General features: G+C 67.7%; 18 protein-coding genes and 2 pseudogenes. 6 read left to right on the top strand and 14 right to left on the bottom strand.

All coding sequences use genetic code 11. The annotated features are described in order from the left end of the window. Positions 1-387 precede the first annotated feature (387 nt). Both QZ755_RS04675 and QZ755_RS04670 read left to right on the top strand, forming a co-directional pair. Positions 388-669 carry an ETC complex I subunit gene (locus tag QZ755_RS04675; protein ID WP_294320246.1) on the top strand — a complete coding sequence of 94 codons (282 nt, stop codon included), beginning with the start codon at positions 388-390 and terminating at the stop codon, positions 667-669. After that, on the top strand, positions 666-1,076 hold the full coding sequence (locus tag QZ755_RS04670; RefSeq protein ID WP_294320244.1) for a DUF2147 domain-containing protein: 411 nt from the start codon (positions 666-668) through the stop codon (positions 1,074-1,076). Before QZ755_RS04675 ends, QZ755_RS04670 begins: the two co-directional genes overlap by 4 nt. 1 nt (position 1,077) lies before the next feature. Here the strand turns inward: QZ755_RS04670 and QZ755_RS04665 are convergent, their stop codons facing one another. From QZ755_RS04665 to QZ755_RS04650, 4 genes and pseudogenes are all read right to left on the bottom strand, one after another. Then, entirely contained in the window at positions 1,078-1,839 is a 762-nt protein-coding gene (locus tag QZ755_RS04665; protein ID WP_294320242.1) for an EAL domain-containing protein, read from the bottom strand. A gap of 230 nt (positions 1,840-2,069) precedes the next feature. After that, positions 2,070-3,713 (bottom strand): annotated as a pseudogene (gene groL / locus QZ755_RS04660) (chaperonin GroEL). A 79-nt stretch (positions 3,714-3,792) separates the two neighbouring features. Further along, positions 3,793-4,080, bottom strand: coding sequence for a co-chaperone GroES (gene groES / locus QZ755_RS04655; protein ID WP_066692772.1), 288 nt, complete (start codon positions 4,078-4,080; stop codon positions 3,793-3,795). Positions 4,081-4,217: 137 nt separating this feature from the next. Continuing rightward, positions 4,218-5,609, bottom strand: coding sequence for an MATE family efflux transporter (locus QZ755_RS04650; RefSeq protein WP_294320241.1), 1,392 nt, complete (start codon positions 5,607-5,609; stop codon positions 4,218-4,220). Between the two features lie 204 nt (positions 5,610-5,813). On the opposite strand from QZ755_RS04650, the gene QZ755_RS04645 reads away from it, so the two are divergent. Further along, entirely contained in the window at positions 5,814-6,395 is a 582-nt protein-coding gene (locus tag QZ755_RS04645; RefSeq protein ID WP_294320238.1) for a TetR/AcrR family transcriptional regulator, read from the top strand. On the opposite strand, the gene QZ755_RS04640 is transcribed toward QZ755_RS04645, so the two are convergent. The 7 genes from QZ755_RS04640 to QZ755_RS04610 all read right to left on the bottom strand — a co-directional run bounded on the left by QZ755_RS04640 (position 6,337) and on the right by QZ755_RS04610 (position 14,857). After that, a complete protein-coding gene (locus QZ755_RS04640) occupies positions 6,337-7,803 on the bottom strand; it encodes an efflux transporter outer membrane subunit (RefSeq protein WP_294320236.1) in 1,467 nt (488 codons plus the stop codon). The genes QZ755_RS04645 and QZ755_RS04640 overlap by 59 nt on opposite strands. After that, on the bottom strand, positions 7,803-9,359 hold the full coding sequence (locus QZ755_RS04635; protein WP_294320234.1) for an MDR family MFS transporter: 1,557 nt from the start codon (positions 9,357-9,359) through the stop codon (positions 7,803-7,805). The genes QZ755_RS04640 and QZ755_RS04635 overlap by 1 nt, the downstream gene beginning before the upstream one ends. Position 9,360: 1 nt before the next feature. Further along, the gene (locus QZ755_RS04630; protein WP_294320231.1) at positions 9,361-10,491 is read right to left on the bottom strand and encodes an HlyD family secretion protein; all 1,131 of its coding nucleotides are present in this window, start codon (positions 10,489-10,491) and stop codon (positions 9,361-9,363) included. Between the two features lie 116 nt (positions 10,492-10,607). Beyond that, positions 10,608-11,354, bottom strand: coding sequence for an AcvB/VirJ family lysyl-phosphatidylglycerol hydrolase (locus QZ755_RS04625; protein WP_294320229.1), 747 nt, complete (start codon positions 11,352-11,354; stop codon positions 10,608-10,610). Beyond that, on the bottom strand, positions 11,351-13,975 hold the full coding sequence (gene mprF / locus QZ755_RS04620) for a bifunctional lysylphosphatidylglycerol flippase/synthetase MprF (protein WP_294320228.1): 2,625 nt from the start codon (positions 13,973-13,975) through the stop codon (positions 11,351-11,353). Before mprF ends, QZ755_RS04625 begins: the two co-directional genes overlap by 4 nt. Next, complete coding sequence (locus tag QZ755_RS04615) at positions 13,968-14,411, bottom strand: DUF2147 domain-containing protein (RefSeq protein WP_294320226.1); 444 nt, start codon at positions 14,409-14,411, stop codon at positions 13,968-13,970. Before QZ755_RS04615 ends, mprF begins: the two co-directional genes overlap by 8 nt. An 89-nt stretch (positions 14,412-14,500) precedes the next feature. Next, a complete protein-coding gene (locus QZ755_RS04610) occupies positions 14,501-14,857 on the bottom strand; it encodes a hypothetical protein (protein ID WP_294320224.1) in 357 nt (118 codons plus the stop codon). Positions 14,858-15,109: 252 nt separating this feature from the next. Between QZ755_RS04610 and QZ755_RS04605 the strand changes: the two genes are divergently transcribed. Next, entirely contained in the window at positions 15,110-16,717 is a 1,608-nt protein-coding gene (locus QZ755_RS04605) for an inorganic phosphate transporter (protein WP_294320222.1), read from the top strand. A 22-nt stretch (positions 16,718-16,739) separates the two neighbouring features. Continuing rightward, positions 16,740-18,179, top strand: a complete 1,440-nt coding sequence (locus tag QZ755_RS04600) for a hypothetical protein (RefSeq protein ID WP_294320221.1) — start codon at positions 16,740-16,742, stop codon at positions 18,177-18,179. Positions 18,180-18,341: 162 nt separating this feature from the next. On the opposite strand, the gene QZ755_RS04595 is transcribed toward QZ755_RS04600, so the two are convergent. Next, the gene (locus tag QZ755_RS04595) at positions 18,342-19,109 is read right to left on the bottom strand and encodes a hypothetical protein (protein WP_294320219.1); all 768 of its coding nucleotides are present in this window, start codon (positions 19,107-19,109) and stop codon (positions 18,342-18,344) included. Positions 19,110-19,245: 136 nt separating this feature from the next. Between QZ755_RS04595 and QZ755_RS04590 the strand changes: the two genes are divergently transcribed. After that, positions 19,246-20,424 (top strand): glycosyltransferase, encoded by a 1,179-nt coding sequence (locus tag QZ755_RS04590; RefSeq protein WP_294320216.1) that lies wholly within the window; start codon positions 19,246-19,248, stop codon positions 20,422-20,424. Here the strand turns inward: QZ755_RS04590 and QZ755_RS04585 are convergent. Together QZ755_RS04585 and QZ755_RS04580 are read right to left on the bottom strand one after the other, a co-directional pair. After that, positions 20,307-20,900 carry a hypothetical protein gene (locus QZ755_RS04585; protein ID WP_294320214.1) on the bottom strand — a complete coding sequence of 198 codons (594 nt, stop codon included), beginning with the start codon at positions 20,898-20,900 and terminating at the stop codon, positions 20,307-20,309. The genes QZ755_RS04590 and QZ755_RS04585 overlap by 118 nt on opposite strands. A 92-nt stretch (positions 20,901-20,992) precedes the next feature. Further along, positions 20,993-21,102, bottom strand: a pseudogene (locus QZ755_RS04580) (IS5/IS1182 family transposase); the annotation flags it as partial.

Raw genomic sequence — 21,102 nt, 5'->3', positions numbered from 1 at the left:
TCGCCCAGCCCCTTGAGGGCGGCGAGGTGGGCGAGGGTCCCGCCGATGTTGCCAGCGCCGATCAGCGCGATCTTCTTGCGAGCCAAGACGTCTCTCTCCGTAGCAAGTCGGACGCGGTCCTGCCGCGACGCGGGCGCTTTACGGCGTTTTGACAGGCAAAACAACCCTAAAGCCGCCCTTAATGATAATAGATCGCAAGTGCAATAATGGGCGACCGTGGCGGAATTGCGTGGATATTGGCGAAAAGTGTGTAAGAATCGTCATCGCCCTTGCCATTTGGTATCTGAAACAGCGATTCGTGCGCCACGGTAGCGCGACTCTGCTGGAAAGCCGCGCGGGCTTTGCTATGCAGGGCGGGAACAAGCGATTGCTTACAAGGTTAGCTCGATGCCCAACGCCCGTATCTATCAGATCCCCAAGAACGCGATGCAGTCGGGTCGCGCCAAGACGCACACCTGGATGCTGGAATTCGAGCCGGCCGAAGCGAAGCAGGCCGATCCGTTGACCGGCTGGGCGGGGTCTGGCGATACGCGCGAGCAGGTGAAGCTGAAATTCCCGTCGCTCGACGCGGCGACCGACTATGCGACGCGCGAGGGAATCGCGTTCCATGTCATCCCCGCACCCGAGCGGACGTTGAAGCTGCAGGCCTATGCGGATAATTTCAAGTGATCGGTCGCGCGCTGGCGGTAACGGCGGTCGCGCTGGCGACCCCGGCACTCGCCGCTACGCCGATCACCGGACGCTATCTGACCGAGGACGGCGCGGGTGTGATCGAGGTCGCGCGCTGCGGTGACAAATTGTGCGGGCGGTTGGTTCGCATTGTAAAGGCAACGCCGGGCGCGCCCACCACCGATGTCAACAACAGCGACCCTGCGCTGCGGTCGCGGCCGATCCTGGGAATGCCGATCCTGTCGGGCTTTGCCGATGCCGGCAGCGACTGGCGCGGGCGCATCTATGACCCGCGCAACGGCAAGAGCTACAAGTCGATCGTGTCGAAGAATGGCGACGGATCGCTGAAGGTGCAGGGCTGCATCGCGTTCTTCTGCCAGACGCAGGTCTGGAAGCCGGCGCGGTAGGTCAGGCGGCGAGCAACGGTGCCGGCAGGAGGATGTCGGGCAGGGTGCGAAAGCCAGGCCGGGCCAGCAGATAGCCTTGGATATACCGGATGCCGAGGTCGCGCAGCACGGCATATTCCTGCGCCGTCTCGATCCCCTCGGCGATGATCGTCATGCCGAGCGCGGTGGCGATGCGCACCATGCCCTCGACGATCAGCCGGCGGGGGACGTTGACGTCGATGCCGCGGATCAGGTCCATGTCGAGCTTCAGATAGTCGGTCTGGAAATTGGCGAGCAGCCCCAGCCCGGCATGGCCCGCGCCGAAATCGTCTAATGCCGTGGCGAATCCCATCGCGCGATAGGTTTCGACGATCGTGCGGACATGGCCGGTGTCGGCCATCTCCTCATTCTCGGTAAATTCGAAGATCAGCCGGTCGGTGGGAAAAGCGTGGGTGCGCGCCGCCGCCAAGGTTGCCTGGATGCAGGCAACAGGGGAATAGACGGCATTGGGCAGGAAGTTGATCGACAGCCGCGCACCGGTGGACAGGATGCCCGCCGCGACCGCGCCTTCGATCGCCGCCGTGCGGCATTGCTGGTCGAAGGCGTAGCGATTGTCGGGCGTGACCTGTGCCAGCACCTGTGCCGCGCTCTCGCCGCCCTCGCCGCGGACCAGTGCCTCATAGGCGAAGGGCAGGCCGGTATCGGCGTCGACGATCGGCTGAAACGCCATCGCGATCGCGAAATCGGGCTGGTCGTCGCGGCAGCCCCTGCATCCTGATCGCATGGTTAGGTGATCCCTTCTGCTGCCTGCGTAAGGGGTGCAGGGTTTCGGGGTGGTTAACCTGGATATGGCTGACGTGAAAAAAGGCCGGAAGGGGGAGTCCCTTCCGGCCTTTTTCTTGAGGCTGGATCGCGCGACGGCAAAGCCGCCGCGCGTCGGTCGGGTGACAGACACCCGCCGGCCGGATCGATGTGAGTCCTGCGCGAGCCATCGCTCGCGCAGGCCACATTCGATCAGAAGTCCATGCCGCCCATGCCGCCCATGCCGCCGCCGGCGGGCATGGCCGGAGCCTTGTCCTCGGGCAGTTCCGAAACGGTCGCTTCGGTGGTGATGAGCAGGCCGGCGACCGAGGCCGCGTTCTGCAGCGCGGTGCGGACGACCTTGGTCGGGTCGATCACGCCGGCGGCGACCAGGTTCTCATACTGGTCGGTCGAGGCGTTGAAGCCGAACGACGTGTCGCTCTGGTCGAGCAGCTTGCCCGAGACGACCGCACCGTCATGGCCGGCATTCTGCGCGATCTGACGCACCAGCGCGGTCAGCGACTTGCGAACGATGTCGACGCCGCGCGTCTGGTCGTCGTTCACGCCGGTCACGCCGTCGAGCGCCTTGGTCGCGTACAGCAGCGCGGTGCCGCCGCCGGGGACGATGCCTTCTTCGACGGCTGCGCGGGTCGCGTGCAGCGCGTCGTCGACGCGGTCCTTGCGCTACTTCACCTCGACCTCGGTCGCACCGCCGACCTTGATGACCGCGACGCCGCCGGCGAGCTTGGCGAGACGCTCCTGCAGCTTTTCACGGTCATAGTCCGACGTGGTGACGTCGATCTGCTGACGGATCGCGTCGGTGCGGCCCTTGATCGCATCGGCTTCACCGGCACCATCGACGATGGTGGTGTTGTCCTTGTCGATCGTGACGCGCTTGGCGGTGCCGAGCATCCCGAGGGTGACGGTTTCGAGCTTGATGCCGAGGTCTTCCGAGATGACTTCGCCCTTGGTCAGGATCGCGATGTCTTCGAGCATCGCCTTGCGACGATCGCCGAAGCCCGGCGCCTTGACCGCCGCGACCTTCAGGCCGCCGCGCAGCTTGTTGACGACGAGGGTCGCCAGCGCTTCGCCTTCGATGTCCTCAGCGATGATCAGGAGCGGACGGCCCGACTGCACCACCGCTTCGAGGATCGGCAGCATCGCCTGCAGCGACGACAGCTTCTTCTCGTGGATCAGGATGTACGGGTCGTTCAGTTCGACCTGCATCTTTTCCGGGTTGGTGATGAAGTAGGGCGACAGATAGCCGCGGTCGAACTGCATGCCTTCGACGACGTCGAGTTCGAATTCGAGACCCTTGGCCTCCTCGACGGTGATGACGCCTTCCTTGCCGACCTTTTCCATGGCCTCGGCGATCTTTTCGCCGACTTCACGGTCGCCATTGGCCGAGATAATGCCGACCTGCGCGACTTCCGACGAACCCGACACCGGCTTCGAACGGCCCTTCACGTCCTCGACCACCTTGGCGACGGCGATGTCGATGCCGCGCTTCAGGTCCATCGGGTTCATGCCGGCGGCAACCGACTTCATGCCTTCGCGAACGATCGCCTGGGCCAGCACGGTGGCGGTGGTGGTGCCGTCGCCCGCGATGTCGTTGGTCTTCGAGGCCACTTCGCGCACCATCTGCGCGCCCATGTTCTCGAACTTGTCCTTCAGTTCGATTTCCTTGGCGACCGACACACCGTCCTTGGTGATGCGGGGCGCGCCGAAGCTCTTGTCGATCACGACGTTGCGGCCCTTCGGCCCGAGCGTCACCTTCACCGCGTCGGCGAGGATGTCGACGCCGCGCAGGATGCGTTCGCGGGCGTCACGACCGAATTTTACGTCCTTGGCTGCCATGGTGGCTACCCTTTCCAGATGTCAAAGTTCACAAAGTTCACACTCGCGACGCAAGTGTGACGGGATCAGAACCGGTCGCTCAGCCGACGATGCCGAGGATGTCCGATTCCTTCATGATGAGCAGGTCTTCGCCGTTCACCTTCACCTCGGTGCCCGACCACTTGCCGAACAGGATGCGGTCGCCGGCCTTGACGTCGAGCGGGGCGACTTCGCCCTTGTCGTTCTTGGCACCGGCGCCGGCGGCGACGACTTCGCCTTCCTGCGGCTTTTCCTTGGCGGTGTCGGGGATGATGATCCCGCCGAGCGTCTTCTCTTCGGCTTCGACGCGGCGGACGAGCACGCGGTCGTGCAGCGGACGGAAGTTCATGCGCGATTTCCCTTTTGCGTTAACTGAACAGGTCTTGGCACTCGCCCGGAAGGAGTGCCAGCGCCCCGGATATGTGAAGGCGTTCAGCGAGCGTCAAGGCGCCGGGGAACAATTTTGCAGTCGGAGCGTGGCGCGGTTCAGACAGGCCGCACCAGTCCCAGTCTTTCGCGCCGCCGCCACCGATCGACCAGCAGCAACGCGACGACCACCAGGCCGAAGGCGAGGCCGATCCACACGCCGACGCCGGTGAGCGGCGTCCAGAAGCCCAGCACCACCGAAACAGTGAAGCCGACCGCCCAATAGCCGATCAGCGCGATCACCATCGGCACTCGCGTATCCTGCACCCCGCGCAGCACGCCCGCCGCCACCGCCTGCGCCCCGTCCGCCAATTGGAAGATCGCGGCGATCGCCAGATATTGCAGCGCCAGCGCGATCATCGCCGCATTGGCGGGCGCTTGCGTATCGACATAGACCGACAGGAAGGCGCGCGGGAACAGCCACAGCGTCAGTGCGGTGAACCCCATGAAGCCGGAGCCGACCGCCAGCGCCGACCATCCCGCGCGGGCGATCCACAGCCGGTCACGCGCGCCATAGGCGAGGCCGACGCGGATCGTCGCTGCCTGCGCGATGCCGAACGGCACCTGGAAGAGGAAGGCGGCGATCTGCAACGCGATGGCGTGGGCGGCCACTTCGGTCACGCCGATCCGGCCCATCAGGAACCCGGCGGCGGAGAACAGTGCGCCCTCGAACGTCATCGTCGCAGCGATCGGTACGCCCAGCACGACGATCTGGCGCAGCCGCGGTCCTTCGCCGCGCCACCAGTTGCCGAACAGGCGAAACCGCCGCAGCCGCCGGTCGATGACGAGGACGGCGGCATAGGCGAGCATCATCGCGGTCGCGGTCGTGAGGCTCGCGATCGCCGACCCCTCCAGCCCGAGCGCCGGAAAGCCCAGATTGCCGAACACCAGCAGCCAGTTGACGAGGACCGACACAGCGAGGCCCATCGCGGTGATCGCCATCGCCCAGCCGGGCCGGCCGAGCGCCGAGGCGGTGATCCGCATGACCGTGCCGGCCAGCGCCGGGATCATCGCCCAGAGCAGGATGTCGAGAAAGGCGTCGGTCCGCGCCGCGACCCGCGCATCCTGTCCGGCGAGCAGCAGCAGCGATTCGCCATGCGCCATGACGGCCATGAAGGGCACGCTGCCGATGACCGCGATCCACGCGGCCATACGGAACGACCGGCGCACTTCGCGCACCGCATGGCGACGCTGGCCGAGTTCGGCGGCGATGATCGGCGCGGCGGCCCCGACCAGCCCCGACATGGCGAACAGGATGACGCTATAGACATAGACGCCCAGCGTCGCGGCAGCGAGTTCGACCTCGCCCAGCCGTGCGACGAACACCACGTCGACGGCATAGACCGCCATCTGCAACAGGTTCGCCCCGACCAAAGGCGCGGCGAGGCGCAGCGTCGCGGCGAGTTCGGCGCGGGCGGTCGCGGGCGCGGCAGGGGCGGCGGCGTGGGTCATGGGTGGCGTGTAGTCGGTTGGGGCGGTCGATGCCAGTTGGTGGCAACCCGCTCGTCATTCCCGCGAAGGCGGGAATCCATAGACGCCGACGTTTCGGCAGGAAACGCACAGGTAGCGTCTATGGACTCCCGCCTTCGCGGGATTGACTGGGGGGGAGTTATCCTCCCCGATGACGCCACCCCTTTTTCCCGATAAAGCCGCAAGATGACCGACGATGCCGAGCCACGGCCGACCCGCGCGCCGCGGCGCGATGCCGCGCTGCGCCGCGATGCGTTGATCGCCGCGGCCGCCGATTGCTTCACCACCTATGGCTATGGCGTGCCGCTGGAGACGATCGCGGCCGCCGCCGGGGTCGGACGCGCGACGCTGTATCGCAATTTCCCCGACCGGGCCGCGCTGGCGCTCGCGATCTTTTCGCGCGGGGCCGACCGGTTTGAGGCGATGCTGGACCCCGGCCTGCCGATTGGCGAGACGATCGAGCAGCTGGTGCGCGCCGGCGCGGAATCGCTGGCGCTGTTCGCACGGATCGCTGCCGAACTGCACCTCGACCATGCCAATATCGGCCGGTTCCAGGAACTGCGCGGGCGGATGGAGCGCATCCTTGCCCCGGCGCTCACGGCGGCACAGGCGCGCGGCGAGGTCGCCGACGACATCTCGCCGCGCGACCTGGTGCTGACGATCCGCATGGCGAGCAGCCTGGTGCAGCCGTTCCTGTCGGACGAGGAGGTCAGCGTGCAGGTGCAGGTGGCGTTGCGGCTGTTGCTGAACGGCCTGCGTCCGCGCTGACCGGATCGGTCCAGCCGAGGCCCAGCGCCTTGTTCACCGCGATATAATATTGGGTCAGCTGGGCGCGGGCCTGCGTCACGGCGCCGGTCGCCGACAGCTGCTGCCGCTCGACATCGAGCTGGTCGATCAGCGTCGTGGTGCCGGCAGTCACGCGCTGCCGGTTGAGCGCGGTGGCGCGCTTCGCGGTCGCCTCCGCCTGCACCAGCTGGCCCAGCTGCCGGCGGCTGTTGCCATAACGCGACAGCGCGGTTTCGGCATCCTGCAACGCGTCCAGCACGGTCTTGCGATAGGTCGCGTCGGCCTGATCGCGCTGCGCCTCGCTGACACGGGTGGCGGCGCGGTTCTTGCCGAAATCGAGGAACGACCAGCTGAGCGACGGCGCGGCGATGGCGGCGATATTGCCCAAGTCGAACACGTCACCGGGGGAGGTGCCGCCCAGCCCCAGCAACCCGAGGAAGCGGATGCCGGGCAGTTCGCGCGCCTTTGCCACGCCGATCCCGGCGGTGCCGGCGGCGAGCTGGCGTTCGGCGGCGCGGACGTCGGGGCGGCGTGCGATCAGCGATGCGGGATCGCCGACCGCGACCTGCGCCGGGGGCAGCGGCACCGGTGCCACCGGGGCCAGCGTCGCGTCGAGCGCGCCGGGCGTGCGGCCGGTCAGCACCGCCAGCTGGTTCCAATATTCGTCGCGCTGCGCCGCCAGCGGGATCGCCTGTGCCTGGGTATTTTCCAGCTGGGTCTGGAGCCGTTCGACCGACAGTTGCGACGCGGTGCCGGCGGCCAGGCGCTGGCGGGTAAGGGCCAGCTGCTGCTGTTGCAGGCGGGTCGTCGCGTCGCTCAAGCGGATGCGGGCCTGCACGTCGCGAAGCGCGACATAGGCCTGTGCGACGGCGGCCGACAGCGACACCTGTACGTCCGCGAGATCGGCGACGCGCGCCGCTTCGGTTGCACGCGCCTGTTCGTTCCGGCGTCGCCCGCCGCCGAACAGGTCGAGTTCCCAGCTGGCATTGGCGCCGACATTGTAGAACTGGACGCTGGTGCCGCCGCTGCCCGGCTGGACCGGGGGCAGTTCGGCGCCGATGACGGTGGCGTTCGCGCTGACGCTCGGCAATTGCGATGCGCGCTGCTGGGTCGACTGGGCCTGTGCCTCGCGGACGCGGGCGAGGGCGAGGTCGATACTGGGGCTGTGCGCCAGCGCGTCGTCGACGAGCCGGTCAAGCAACGGGTCGTTCAACCCCTCCCACCAGCGCGCAAGGCCGGGGGCGGGGGTGAAGGCGGCATCGGTCGCGCGCGCAAAGCGGCCGCGCTGTACCGCGTCCGATGCAGTGGCGGGCGGGCCGGCATAGTCCGGGCCGACGGTACAGGCGCCGAGCAGCAGCAGGGCGGTCAGGGAAAGGCTTCGCGTCGTCATCAATGCACCGTCGCCGGTTTGGCGCCCTTTGGCAGGGGCCGGAGGAACAGGACGAGGGGCAGGACGCAGAAGGTGCCCATGCCCATGATCCAGAAGATGTCGTTGTAGGTCATGGTCAGCGCCTCGGCCGAAATCTGCTGCGACAACAGCCGCAGCCCCGCCGCCGGATCGCCGACCGCGCGGCCGAGCTGGGCGATATAAGCCTGCACATCGGGGCTGTTGGCGTTCAGCGTCTCCTCCATCCGGCGCGAATGGAAATACATCCGCTGGTCCTGCAGGATCGAGATGCCGGCGAGCGAGAAGCTGCCGCCGAGATTGCGGAACGCGTTGAACAGGCCGGAGGCGTCGCCGGCATCCTCCGGCGGGACCGAACGCACGCACGCCTGGCTGAGGAACAGCATCGCCAGAATCTGCCCGACGCCGCGCAGCAACTGCGACGCGGTGAAGTCGGGACCCGACGACTGCGCGGTCAGGTTCGCATCGAGCAGCGCGGCGCTGCCCATGATGAGCAGCCCCATCGACACTGCGATGCGGATGTCGATCCGCTTCAGCAGGATCGGGACCATCGTCATCAGGATCAGGCTGGGGATGCCCGACAGCAGCACGACCTTCCCCGCCTGCAACGCGTTATAATCGGCCAGCGCCGCAAGGAACTGCGGGATGGCGTAGCTGGTGCCGTAGAGGACGACGCCCAGCACGACCCCCATCAGCGCGACCGCGCCGAATTGGCGGTCGAGCAGCAGCTTCAGCTTGATGATCGGGCGTTTCGCGGTCGCCTGTCCCCAGAATAGCAGGACGAAGCCGATCGCGCTGGTGAACGCCATCCAGCGGATGAGTTCGGAATCGAACCATTGTTCGCGCTGCCCATCCTCGAGGAACACGGTGAGGCCGCCGAGACCCAGCGCAAGGCCGGCGATGCCCAGCCAGTCCGCCTCGCGGAACAGGTGCAGCTTCGCCTTTTCATGCGGCAGCCCGACCAGCAGCAGCGTCACGAGGATCGCGCAGATCGGCACGTTCAGGAAGAAGGCATAGTGCCAGCTGATATTTTCGGTCAGCCAGCCGCCGACCAGCGGCCCCAGTACGGGTCCGAGAATGGCGGTCACGCCGAACACCGCGATGCCGACCGGCTGCTGGTGCGGGGGCAGGCGCTGGGCGATGATCGTCTGTGCGGTCGGGATCATCGCCCCGCCAGTGAACCCCTGTCCGACCCGGCCGATAATCATCATCGGCAGGGTGGTGGCAATGCCGCAGATGACCGAGAAGACCGTGAACAGCGCGGCGGCGATCAACAGGAAGGTCCGCATCCCCAGCATCCGCTGCAACCAGCCGGCCATTGGGATGATGACGATCTCGGCGACCAGATAGGCGGTGGCGATCCACGTCCCTTCGGTCCCGCTGGCGCCGATTTCGCCCTGGATGGTCGGCAACGCGGAATTGACGATCGAGATGTCGAGCGTCGCCATCAGCGCGCCGAGATTGCCCGCGATGACCGCCAGCCATGCCGCAAGGTCGGCACGCTGTTGCGGCGGGGCGGTGGTCACGCCCGCGCTGGCCATCTCAGCGCTCCGCCTGCTCGCGCAGCTGCTTCAATTCGCCGCGCGCGCCGCGGGTGTCGACCGTGACCGATACCGACAGGCCGGGTACCAGCAGGCGGCGGGCGGCCGGCGTGGCCTCGATCGAGATGCGTACCGGCACGCGCTGCGTGATCTTGGTGAAGTTGCCGGTCGCATTCTGCGGCGGCAGCAGCGAGAATTGCGCGCCGGTGCCCGGCGCCAAGCTTTCGACCCGGCCCTTGACGGGTACGCCGTCCAGCGCATCGACCTCGATCTCGACCGGCTGGCCCGGCCGCATCAATGCGAGCTGCGTTTCCTTGAAGTTGGCGGTGATATAGAGCCGGTCGAGCGGCACGACCGACATGAGGCGCGTACCGGCCTGCACATATTGGCCGATGGTCACCGTCTTGTCGCCGACGCGGCCGGCGATCGGCGCGGTCAGCTGGGTCGCGCCGACATCGACGCTGGCGGCGGCGAGCTGCGCGCGCGCAGCCTGTCCCTGTGCGCGACCCTGCGCGACCTGGCTCTGCAGCGAACCGACGCGGCGCTGTTGCGCAGCCACCGTAGCTTCGGCGGCACGAACGTTATCGGCCGACTGGCGCGCGGTCACCTCCAGCTGGGCCAGCGTCTGGCGGGTCTCGGCACCCGATGCGGCGAGCGGGCGATAGCGGGCGACTTCGGCGGCGTCATAGGCCGCCTTGCTGCGGGCGGCGGCCAGCTGGGCGCGCGCCTGATCGATCGCGGCATATTGTTCGGTGATCTGCGCGCGTGCGGTATCGGCCTGCGCACCGGCGACGGCGATCTGCGCTTCCGCCTGCGCCGCCTGCGCCCGCGCATCGCGCGGATCGATGCGGACCAGCGGCTGGCCGGCCTTCACGTCCTGATTCTCGCCCACCAGCACGTCGGCGACATAGCCCGATACCCTGGGCGCGATCGTCACCATGTCGGCCTGCACCGTCGCGTCGTCGGTTTTCTGAAGAAACTTCCCGTTGTTCTGATAGTCGAGATACCACCAGATGCCGACGACCGCCGCGACCACGGCCAGCGCGATCACGATCCATTTGGCCCGGCCATTGTCGCGCCTGGGATCGGCGCTGTCCTGTGCCGGCTGGTCGTCGTGCTGTTGCTCGCTCATCGGTCGCTGATCCGCAGTGTCGCGCCGCCCTGTCACGACGCGATCCTAATGAAGATGCCTTATTAAGTGGACGTTTTGTCCGGATCAAGGCGACGTTGGGTGCGCTGCACAAAAAATCAGGCGAGGATCGAGCGGTCGGCCATGCGCAGCGTGGCGAGGATGGTGGCGATCACCAGCTGGTCGTCATGGTGCAGGAAATGCCCGCCGGGCAGGCCGACGACCTGCGCATGGCTGCCGCGCAGCGTCGGGCACAGGCTTGCCTCTTCCTCGCGGCCATAGATGCAGATGACCGGCGCCCAGTTCAGCGCGCGCATCGTCGCGGTCGGGCGGGCATCGGGGGTGCCGTGATAGAGGATGCCGGTCGGGTCGGAACGGAAATAGACGGTCTGTGCCGGTACGACGACGCTGATCGCGGCGATCCGCGCACGCAGGTCGGCGGGCAGGTCGGGTGCGGTGGCCGACACCATGTCGGCACCGAACGACTGGCCCATCAGGATGACGCGCTGCGCCCCCGTTTTTGCCATGGCGGTGCGGATCGCGTTCGTGACGATGGCATCGACCTGTTCGCGGGTCTTGCGCGTGCCGAAATTGACCGGCGAGCTGACGCCGACCACCGGGATGCCGTGCGCGGCGAGCGCGGGGACGACTTCGCTGCCCAGGCCGAAGCGCAGCCCCATGTCGCCCGAGATATAGACCGCGACGACCGAGGGATGCTTCTTGCCCCCGTCGAACCAGCGCAGCGACTGGCTGTCGATGAGGTGCAGCGAGGGAGCGGCAAGGCCGAGCAGCACCAGCAGCCCGGCGATCAGCGCGCCGATGCCGAACCTGCGGCGAAGGCGACGACGACGGTCGATACGGTTCATGGCTGTGGTACTTTCGGTTCGGTGCCAAGCCGTTCGGCGGCCGGGGCGGGAGGAAGGTAGAGCGCGGGCTGCGGCCGGGCGATCAGGCGGGAGAGGTCGCGAAGCCCACGCAGCAGGCCGATGCCGCCGGGGCCGGCAATGTAGCGCGGCTCCCATCCGGGGGCGAACTTCTCCTTGTAGGTCCGAAGACCCCGAAAGCCGTAGAAGCGTTCGCCATGGCGAAAGATGAACGCCGCCGCCTTGGCCCAGGCGGGGGCGAGGCGACGATCCTCGATTCCCGACAAGGGCGCCATGCCGAGCGAGAAGCGGGCATAGCCCTGCTGCTGCGCCCACAGCACCAGGTTGACCAGCAGGAAATCCATCGTCCCCGGCGGCGTGTCCGACCGGTGGCGCATCAGGTCGACCGAGGCTTCCTTGCGGTTATCGGTCAGCCACAGATTGGCGAAGGCGACGATACGGTCGTCGATCGTCACCACCGCCATGTCGAAGAACGACAGATAGTCGCGGTCGAAATGGCCGAGGCTGAACCCCTTTTCCCGCTGCGCCTTGGCCTCCAGCCATCCGTCGGACACCGATTCCAGTTCGTCGAGGATCGACCCCAGCTCGCTGGCGGCAACGATGTGCATCGTCGCGCCCTTGCGCGCCACCGCCCGTTCCGACTTGCGCAGCGCGCGCAGGCGGGGGGTGTCGAGGGTGAAGGTGGTCAGGTCGACCACCGCATCCTCGCCATATTTGACGATACTCAGCCCCATGCCGATCGCGATGTCGAGGACCGGCGACGAAATCTGATAGAGCAGCAGCCGCCCCTGGTCGCGATCGGCGAGGTCGCGCAGGTTCCACAGCAGCTCGCCCCACGCCTCACGCGGGCCGACCGGATCGCCCATGACGACCCAGCTGGCGCCATGCACCTGATACATGACGAAGGCGTCGCCGGCTTCGGACAGCAGGAAGCGCTTGTCGCCGGTCAGCGCCAGCATCGTGTCGGTACGGTTCGCGCTGGCGAGGATGCGGCGCACCGTCGCCGAATCGACCGGCGAAAGCGCGCTGCGTGCGGCGGCGGCGGTCGGCGACATCAGCCGCCATACGCAGGCGCCCGCCAGCATGACGACGACGCCCAGCGTCGCGCGCAGGAAGCGCGGGGCATCGCTGTGCAATGCGAATTTCCACCACAAATTTTCGGAATAATCGACATGGCGATAGGCGAAGAAGCCAGCCCACACGGTCAGGCCGATGACCGCGGCGACCGATGCGACCCAGCCCGCGCCGACCGGCTGTCCGGTCAGCGCGGTGCGGCGGTAGAAGGCGCTGCGCGTCCATTGCAGCAGCGCGGCGACGGTGAGGCAGGCGGTCGCCTCCTCATAATCCAGCCCCTTGCCGATCGAGAACAAGGCGGCGGCGATCAGCAATGTGCGCGTGGCGAGGAATGCGCCGTCGAGCCGGCGATACAGGGCGGGGGCGAGCAGGAGCAGCGCGGTCCCGGCCAGGCTGGCCGCGATCGAGCTGAACTCGATCAGGGGCAGCGGCAGGATGGCGGCCAGGTCGCCCATGCGGGCGCGGACCGAGGGGAGCGAGCCGGACAGCAGCAGCATGGCGCCTGCCATGAAGGTCGCGACGCTCAGGCCGAGCGGGGCGACGCCGGTCGCGACGGCGCGGACGCCGGACAGGAACCGGCTCGACCGGCGCCGCTGGCGCGCACCTTCGTGCCACGCGAGGATGAGGATGCCGAAGCCCAGCGGCAGGAGATAGTAGAGGACGCGGTAGGCGATCAGCGCGGCGAACAGCGTCGCGCGGTCGATCGGCACGACCGCCAGCACGACCGCCTCGAACACGCCGATGCCGCCGGGCACATGGGTCACCACCGCCGCGACGATGCCGAGGGTGTAGGCGAGGATGAAGGCGGGCAGCAGCGCGGGCGCGGCGCCGGGGATCAGCACGAACAGCGCGGCGCTGGCGCAGGCGATGTCGACCAGCGCGATGGCGATCTGGAGGATCAGCACGCCGGGGCCGGGCAGCGGCAGGGTGAAGCCGAACAGGCGGATCGGCGCCCGGACGACGGCGCAGGCGCCGAGCAGCAGGACGGTCAGCGCGGCGATGCCCCAGCCGGTCGCCTGTACCTCGTTCGCCGACAAGGTGAGGCCGGCAAGGTCGAGCGCGCCGGGATGGAGCAGCAACGCGACGCCGGTGACGCTGACGACGCCTGCCCAGAAGGTCCCGCTGGCGATCGCGACGACGCGCGCGACATCGGGGCCGTCCAGCCCGGCGGCACTGTAGATGCGGTAGCGCGCCGACCCGCCGGTCAGCAGCGCGAGGCCGAGATTGTGACTGAGCGTATAGCTGGTGAACGAGGCGAGCGCGGCGGTGCGCCACGGCAACGGCCGGCCGATCGTGTGCAGCGCCAGCAGGTCGTAGAAGGTCAGTGCCAGGTAGCTGCCGGCGGTCGCCAGCAGCGCGAGGACGATCTTTGCCGTCGACAGGTCGTGCAATGCGCTGCGCACATCGGCGAAACGGATTTCCTGCGTCAGATGCTGGAGCGCGGCAAAGCCCAGCGCGATCAGGACGAGGACCACCAGCACGCCGATCGGCGTGCGATAGCGGTCGAGCAGGCGGCGCAGCTCAGCCATGGGGCACCTGTTCGATCCGCGACCAGCTCTGGCTGCGGCAGATTACGCCGCCCCACAGGCAGCCGCGAATGCGCAGTGTATCGGGGTTCGGCAGGTCGATGCGCGAGGCGAAGCGGCGGCCCATGTCGGGGACGAACACCGTGCCGGTCCACGCGCCGCTGCCGTCGGCCGCATAGTTTTCGAGCAGTTCGGTGCCGAGCAGCCGTTCTACCCCGCCATCCTTCGCATCGGCGCGGGCCGACGGACTGGCCCACACGACCCAGCCGCACAGATGCTGTCCGCACGCCCCGGTGCGCACCGCGACGTTGTTGTGCGGGCTGAGCCACAGCCCGGCAGGCGACGGCATCGGCGCATATGCCCCCGCCGGCACGGTCACCACCATGCCCAGCACCGCCATGATTCCGCCAAGCCCGCGCATCGTTCGATTCCCCTTCATGATGCGGGGAATAGCGGCCGGCGGGTTGCCGGTGGGTCAGCGCGCGCTGAACAATCGGTAATGTTGGCGGATCAGGGAGCGGGCGGAGCCTACCCGTTCAATGCATAGGTGATGATGAAGCAGGCGGCGGTCAGCAGCAGCATGGCGAGGATGAACGTCGCATCGGCGATTCGCTCCGGCCAGTGCAGCCGCGCCGTCCCCTGGACCCGGAGCGCGAAATAGCTGCTGAGCGTCGCGATCAGGAACAGCAGCGCATCGACCGACAGCAGGTCGTCTGCCACCGTCTGGCGCGCGCGCAGCGTGATGGTGACGTGCAGCAGCCCGATCCCGGTCAGGCAGACCCCGACCATGGCCGAGGCGATCGGGCAGATCATCCGGCAGGTGCGTTCGTCGAGCGCGATCCGGCGGCGATGCGTGACGGACGGGGAAGATTTGCGCGGTTCCATGGCGTCGCATGGCACCCGGACGGGGCGAGTCGTCAAGCGCCAAGCGGCCCGTGATCCGATCGTCGGATGTGGCGGCGAAGCCACGCCGGCCGCAGAAACCGGGGTTTTCGCGCATCATATCGCCAAAGCCCATTCGGTTCGCTATGGGCCGCATCGCCCGATCGCGATGCCGACGCGTTGGGCGTGCGACGCGCTACGAAGCTGTCACACTTCGCCAATAGGGCGGCACGTTCATTCGGCAGGGGAATTTCGATGACGAGCGCAGCGCTGGAGCGGGATGGACGCCCCGGCCCGAAACTGGACAACGGCTTCGGTCGTGCCGGTACGTTTGGATTCGCCACGGCGATCGTCGCCGCACTCGGCTATGTCGTCTATAACGTCTATCACGATGCGGCGGCGGCGAGCGTCGATCCGCTGACGCTGATGCCCTTTGCGCTGCTGGTGCTGGCGCTGATCATCGCGCTGGGCTTCGAATTCGTGAACGGCTTTCACGATACCGCCAATGCGGTCGCGACCGTCATCTACACCAATTCGATGCCGGCCCATGTCGCGGTGGTGTGGTCGGGTATCTTCAACTTCCTCGGCGTGCTGTTTTCGACCGGGGCGGTGGCGTTCGGCATCATCTCGCTGCTGCCGATCGAACTGATCCTGCAGGTGGGGTCGTCGTCCGGCTTCGCGATGGTGTTCGCGCTGCTGATCGCGGCGATCGTGTGGAACCTCGCCACTTGGGCGCTGGGCATTCCGTCGTCGTCGTCGCACACGCTGATCGGTTCGATCATCGGGGTCGGCGTCGCCAATGCGATCCTGCAGGGGCGGAGCGGATCGGCCGGCGTCGATTGGGACAAGGCGCTGGAAACGGGCAAGGCGCTGCTGATCTCGCCGCTGATCGGGTTCGGGGTGGCGGCGTTGCTGTTCCTCGCCATGAAGACGCTGGTGCGCAACCGCGCGCTGTACGAGGCGCCGGTCGGCGACACGCCGCCGCCGCTGTGGATCCGCTGCCTGCTGATCTTTACCTGCACCGGCGTCAGCTTCGCGCACGGGTCGAACGACGGGCAGAAGGGCATGGGCCTGATCATGCTGATCCTGATCGGCACGGTGCCCACCGCCTATGCGCTGAACCGTGCGGTGCCCGCGCAATATGAGGCGCAGTTCGCGACCAACAGCGCGGCCGCCGTGCGCGTGCTGGCGCCGCAAGGTGACGGGGCGAACCCCGACGATGCGACCGCCCGCCGCCAGGCCGAACGCTATATCACCGAACGCCGGCTGACTGCCGAAACCGTGCCCGCCGTCACCACGATGGTCGGCGCGATCGAGCAGCAGGTTCGCGAATATGGCACGCTGGCCAAGGTGCCGGCCGCCGTCAGCGGCAACATGCGCAACGACATGTACCTGACCTCGGAAGCGGTGAAGCGCCTGTCCAAGGAATCGACCCTGTCGCTGACCGAACGCGACAAGAAGGTCCTGACCGAATATCGCGGGTCGCTGGATGCCGGCACCCGGTTCATCCCGTTGTGGGTGAAGGTCGCGGTCGCCTTTGCGCTGGGCCTGGGCACCATGGTCGGGTGGAAGCGGATCGTCGTGACGGTCGGCGAGAAGATCGGCAAGAACCACCTGACCTATGCGCAGGGCGCGTCGGCCGAGCTGGTGGCGATGGGCACGATCTTCGGCGCCGACAGCCTGGGGTTGCCGGTGTCGACCACCCATGTCCTGTCGTCGGGCGTCGCCGGCACGATGGCGGCGAACCGGTCGGGGTTGCAGGTGTCGACCGTGCGCAACCTGTTGATGGCATGGGTGTTGACGCTGCCGGTGTCGGTGCTGCTGTCGGGGTCGCTGTACCTGCTGCTCAACCGCGTCTTCTGACGGACGGGGCGGGGAGCGAGCGATGCCGACCGCCCCGCCGCTGCGCCGCGATCCCGTGGCGTGGGCGATCCTGATCCTCGTGTGGTTTTCCTGCGCGTGGTTCGGGTCGTGGGAGTTCAATCCCAACAACGCCGTCCGCATGTTCGCCACGCTGTCGCTGGTCGATGACGGCGATGCGACGATCGACGAATATGCCGCGCTGACGATCGACAAGGCGCATTTCGGCGACCATTATTATTCGGACAAGGCGCCGGGCATCACCGTGCTGGGCATTCCGGCCGTCCTGTTGGCCGATGCGGTGTCGGGACAGCGCGCCCGTGATTTCGTGCCGGGGTTCGAGAATCGTGAATTCAACCGCTTTCTGAAGATCCGCATCCGGCTGGTCGCGATCACGATCTGTGCAGTGTTGAGCGCGTTGGCGGCGATGCTGCTCTACGATCTGGTGCGGGGCATCACCGCCGATGTGGAGGCGGGGGCGGTCGCCGCGCTGTCCTATGGCCTCGGCACGACCGTCTGGGGATGGTCGACGACGATCTTCGGCCATGCGCCGGTCGCTGCGCTGCTGGTCATCGCGACCTGGGCCGTGTGGCGGGGAACCGGGCCGGGGCGGTCGTGGTGTCATGCGGTCATGGCCGGGTTGGCGCTAGGCTGGGCGGTGCTGATCGAGCATTCGGCGCTGATCGCCGGGCTGCCGGTCGCCGGCTATGCGCTGTGGCGGCTGCGGTCGCTGCCGCGCGCGGAAGCGGTACGGACGGTCGTCATTGCAGCGGCGGTCGGGACGAGCGCGCTGGTCGTGCTGGTCGGCTATAACCTGATAGCGTTCGGGACGGTGTTCCGGCTGGGCTATTCAGGTGTCACCGACTTTGCGGGGATGCAGGAGGGGTTTTTCGGGCTGACCTACCCCAAGCCCTATGTCCTGTACGAACTGATCGTGGGGGAGCGGCGGGGGGTGTTGTGGGTCGCACCGATCCTCATCGTCGCACCTTTCGGGATCGCCGCGCTGGTACGCGATCCGGCGACGCGCGCGGTCGGCTGGCTGGCAGTCGCGGGGGCGGCGGTGCCGTTCCTCATCAACGCCAGCTATTACTACTGGGACGGCGGCAATGCGACGGGCCCGCGCCATGCGCTGCCAGCGGTCGGGTTCCTGTGCATCGGCATCGGCGCGTTCTGGGCGCAGGCAACGCGCTGGTCGCGGGCGGCAGTCGGGGTGCTGCTGGCCGGATCGGTCGTCCTCAACATGGCGATCGCGAGCGCCGAGATCACGGCGCCCGGCGGCGAGCCGCGCGCGCTGGCGGTGGCGGTGTTCCGCGAGCGGTTCGATCCGGGGTATCTGCGGACGGTGGCCGATGAATGGCTGGGGTACACGCCGTGGCAGGGGTTGGCGATCTGGGCCTTGGTCGCTGGCGTGTTGACGGCGGCGTTGGCGGTGCTGGTGCGTCGGGCAAGGATAGAAGCAAGATAGGGGTTCGCGCGGAAGCGCGGAGACGCGGAGGGAGTGCGTTCGGGACGGAGCGCATCCGCGACAGCGGCCTCTCTCCCTGTTGCCTCCCGAGCAGGCGTCTCCCAATCACGATGTCGGTGCCCGGAACGCAACGTCTCCGCGTCTCCGCGCCTCCGCGCGAACCTACTCCGCCGCTTCCGCCCGCGGCATCGGAATGTCGAAGCCGAACCGTGCCTCGACCGCCGGGTCGAGCCACGCATGGATATGCGCGCGGTCGGCGTCAGAGATGTCGGCATAGGCGGTCGGCGTGAACGGCCGCTTGCCCTGCCCCTTGTAGCTGTCCTGCGACACGAACGGTTCGGCCATCGTCAGTCCGGTGGCAGCGGACAGGTCGGCGATGACCCCGGCGGGGTCCGCGACGAAGGCTTCGTGGCTGAGCAGCGCGACATGATGCGCGCGGTCGTACAGCCCGCTCCAGTGGCGCAGCTTGGCGGTGCGCTTGGCGAGCGGGTTGGCAAAGCGTTCGCCGGTATCGGGGCAGCGTTCGTGCAGCATCTCGCGCCCCAGCACCGGATGATCGTCCTCGACCCCCCAGAATTCGCGGTCCCAATAGCTGTGCCATGGCGCGCGGATGAAGTCGGAGAAGTCGAGCGCCTTCAGCTCCGGATGCGCGTGCCAGGGTTGGCGGTGGAGGCTGCGCACCCAGTCGACGGGATCGCGCGCGACCGCCAGCACCATGACGTCACGCGGGAACAGGATCTGTTCGGGCACGAACCAGTGCTTGAAGCCATAGGCTTCGGTAAAGGCATCGCGGCCGAGATTGGCCTCGATCGAGCGGATCAGGACGTTGGTGCCGGAGCAACGCTGGCCATAGACCTGGATGCTGCGGATCGGCGCATCGCCCCGCCGCAGGAGGGTAAGGCCGAGGCGCGGGGTCGTCCAGCTCATCATGCGTCGTCTATTCCCATGCGAATCATCGGAAATCATTGTGATTCCGAAATAATTTTCGCTTGTCGGGGCTACGCAGGGAGCCGGAAAGGGTTCCGCCGCGTTGGTATGCGCAAGACGGGTTTCTCCGAGGAATGCCATGACGCTGCGACCGGTTACGTTCTTCATCCATCATCAGGGCCGCGGCCATGCCAATCGTGCGATGGCGATCATTCGCGAGCTGCCGCCCGAGCGCCGCGTGACGATCCTGTGCGCACGGCCGGACCTGTTCGACGGGTTCGACCGTCGGGTCGAGATCGTGCCGCTGCCCAACATGATCGGTGCCCCGGTCCCGACCGCGGCGTTGTTCGACCAGCCGACGCCGGAGGTGTTGCACTGCGTACCGCTGGGCGTCGAGGCGACGCGGCGGACGATGCGCACGATCCTCGACCATCTGGACGATGTGGCGCCCGCGCTGTTCGTGGTCGATGTGTCGGCGGAGATCGCCCTGCTGTCGCGTATCGCCAGTGTACCCGCAATCAAGATCCGGATGCACGGCGACCGGACCGATCCGGGGCATCTGGGCGCGTATCAGGCGTGCGTCGGACTGCTGGCGCCGTTCGACGAAACAATCGAACAGGACGATTTTCCGGCCTGGGGCCGGGCCAAGACCTGCTACACCGGCGGCCTCTGCACGACGACCGACAGGGTGCCGACGAAGGCGGAAGCGCGGGCGCGACTGGGGATCGATCCCGACCGCGAGGTCGTGCTGGTGCTGACCGGTGGCGGCGGGGCAGGCACGCCCTATGCCCCGCTGACCATGGCGGCGCGGGCGGTGCCGGATGCGCTGTGGCTGGTGGTCGGGCCGGTACATCGTGAAGGGCATGAAACCGATTTCGGCAATCTGGTCGAAAAGGGCTGGGTCGATGGCGTCACTGACCATATCGCCGCCGCCGATGTCGTGATCGCGTCGGCGGGCGATAATACGGTGCATGAGATCGCGCGGGTCGGCCGCCCCTATATCTGCGCACCCGAATGGCGCTATTTCGCCGAGCAGACGCGCAAGGCCGACCGGCTGGCCGAGGTCGGGGCGGCGGTGGCGCTGCACCAATGGCCGGGGTCGCTCGGGCCGTGGCGCGGGTTGCTCGATCAGGCGAAGGCGCTCGATCCGGCGGCGCTGGCGGCGTTGTACGATGCGCAGGCGGCGGCGGTGGCGGCGGATTATATCGAGGGGCTGGCAGTGCGGCTGTGGGCCGAGGCCCCCGCCGCGCGGTCGAACAGCGCGGCAGCGGTCAGCCACATCGCGCCGAAGACGGTGGTGGAGATCATCGCTTCGTAAAGGCCGGCGGTGCCGGGCGATGTCCAGCCCGCGCTCCAGCCGGCGATGCCGACCATGAGCTGCGTCACCGCCGCCGCCCGCATCGCGCGGGCGACACCGGCGGCGCGCAGCCGGGCGAGCAGCGTGCCGCCCACCGCAACCAGCAGGACCACGCCGAAGATCACGTTCGCGTCATTGTCCTCGCTACCGAAGATGCCGACCGCCGCGTTGACCCATAGCAGCAGCGCCGCCGCCGCGACCGCGACCAGCGTGCCGGCGCGGTAGCTGACGTCGCGCGACATCCGGCTGCCGAGTTCGATCGCACCGCCCGCCGCGCCGAGCAGCACGGCGGCGAAGACGTAATCCGCCGGGGTCCATGGCGCGCGGGCAAGGAGCGGCACGGCGAGCAATGCCGCAGCCCCGGCCCAGCCGAGCAAGCGCAGGTTGATCGAGCGGGGCATCGGCGGTCCTTTCGCGGTCTTGTTGCCGACGGTCATGGCACGCCGGTGTCGAGTGCGGAGGGACGGGGTGTGCAGATATGGTGGAGAATGGCGGGTTCGCGCAGCCCGATCCTAGGCCGGATCGACATTCATCGTAGCCAGATCATGGCAGCGGCGAGATGGACGAAGCCGGTGAAGTGGATGATGCGGCGGTCGTAGCGAGTAGCGAAGCGTCGGAAATGTTTGAGGCGACCGAAGC

This window comes from uncultured Sphingomonas sp. (assembly GCF_913776855.1).
Classification (GTDB): domain Bacteria; phylum Pseudomonadota; class Alphaproteobacteria; order Sphingomonadales; family Sphingomonadaceae; genus Sphingomonas.
This window is presented reverse-complemented; position numbering and strand designations above follow the sequence as displayed.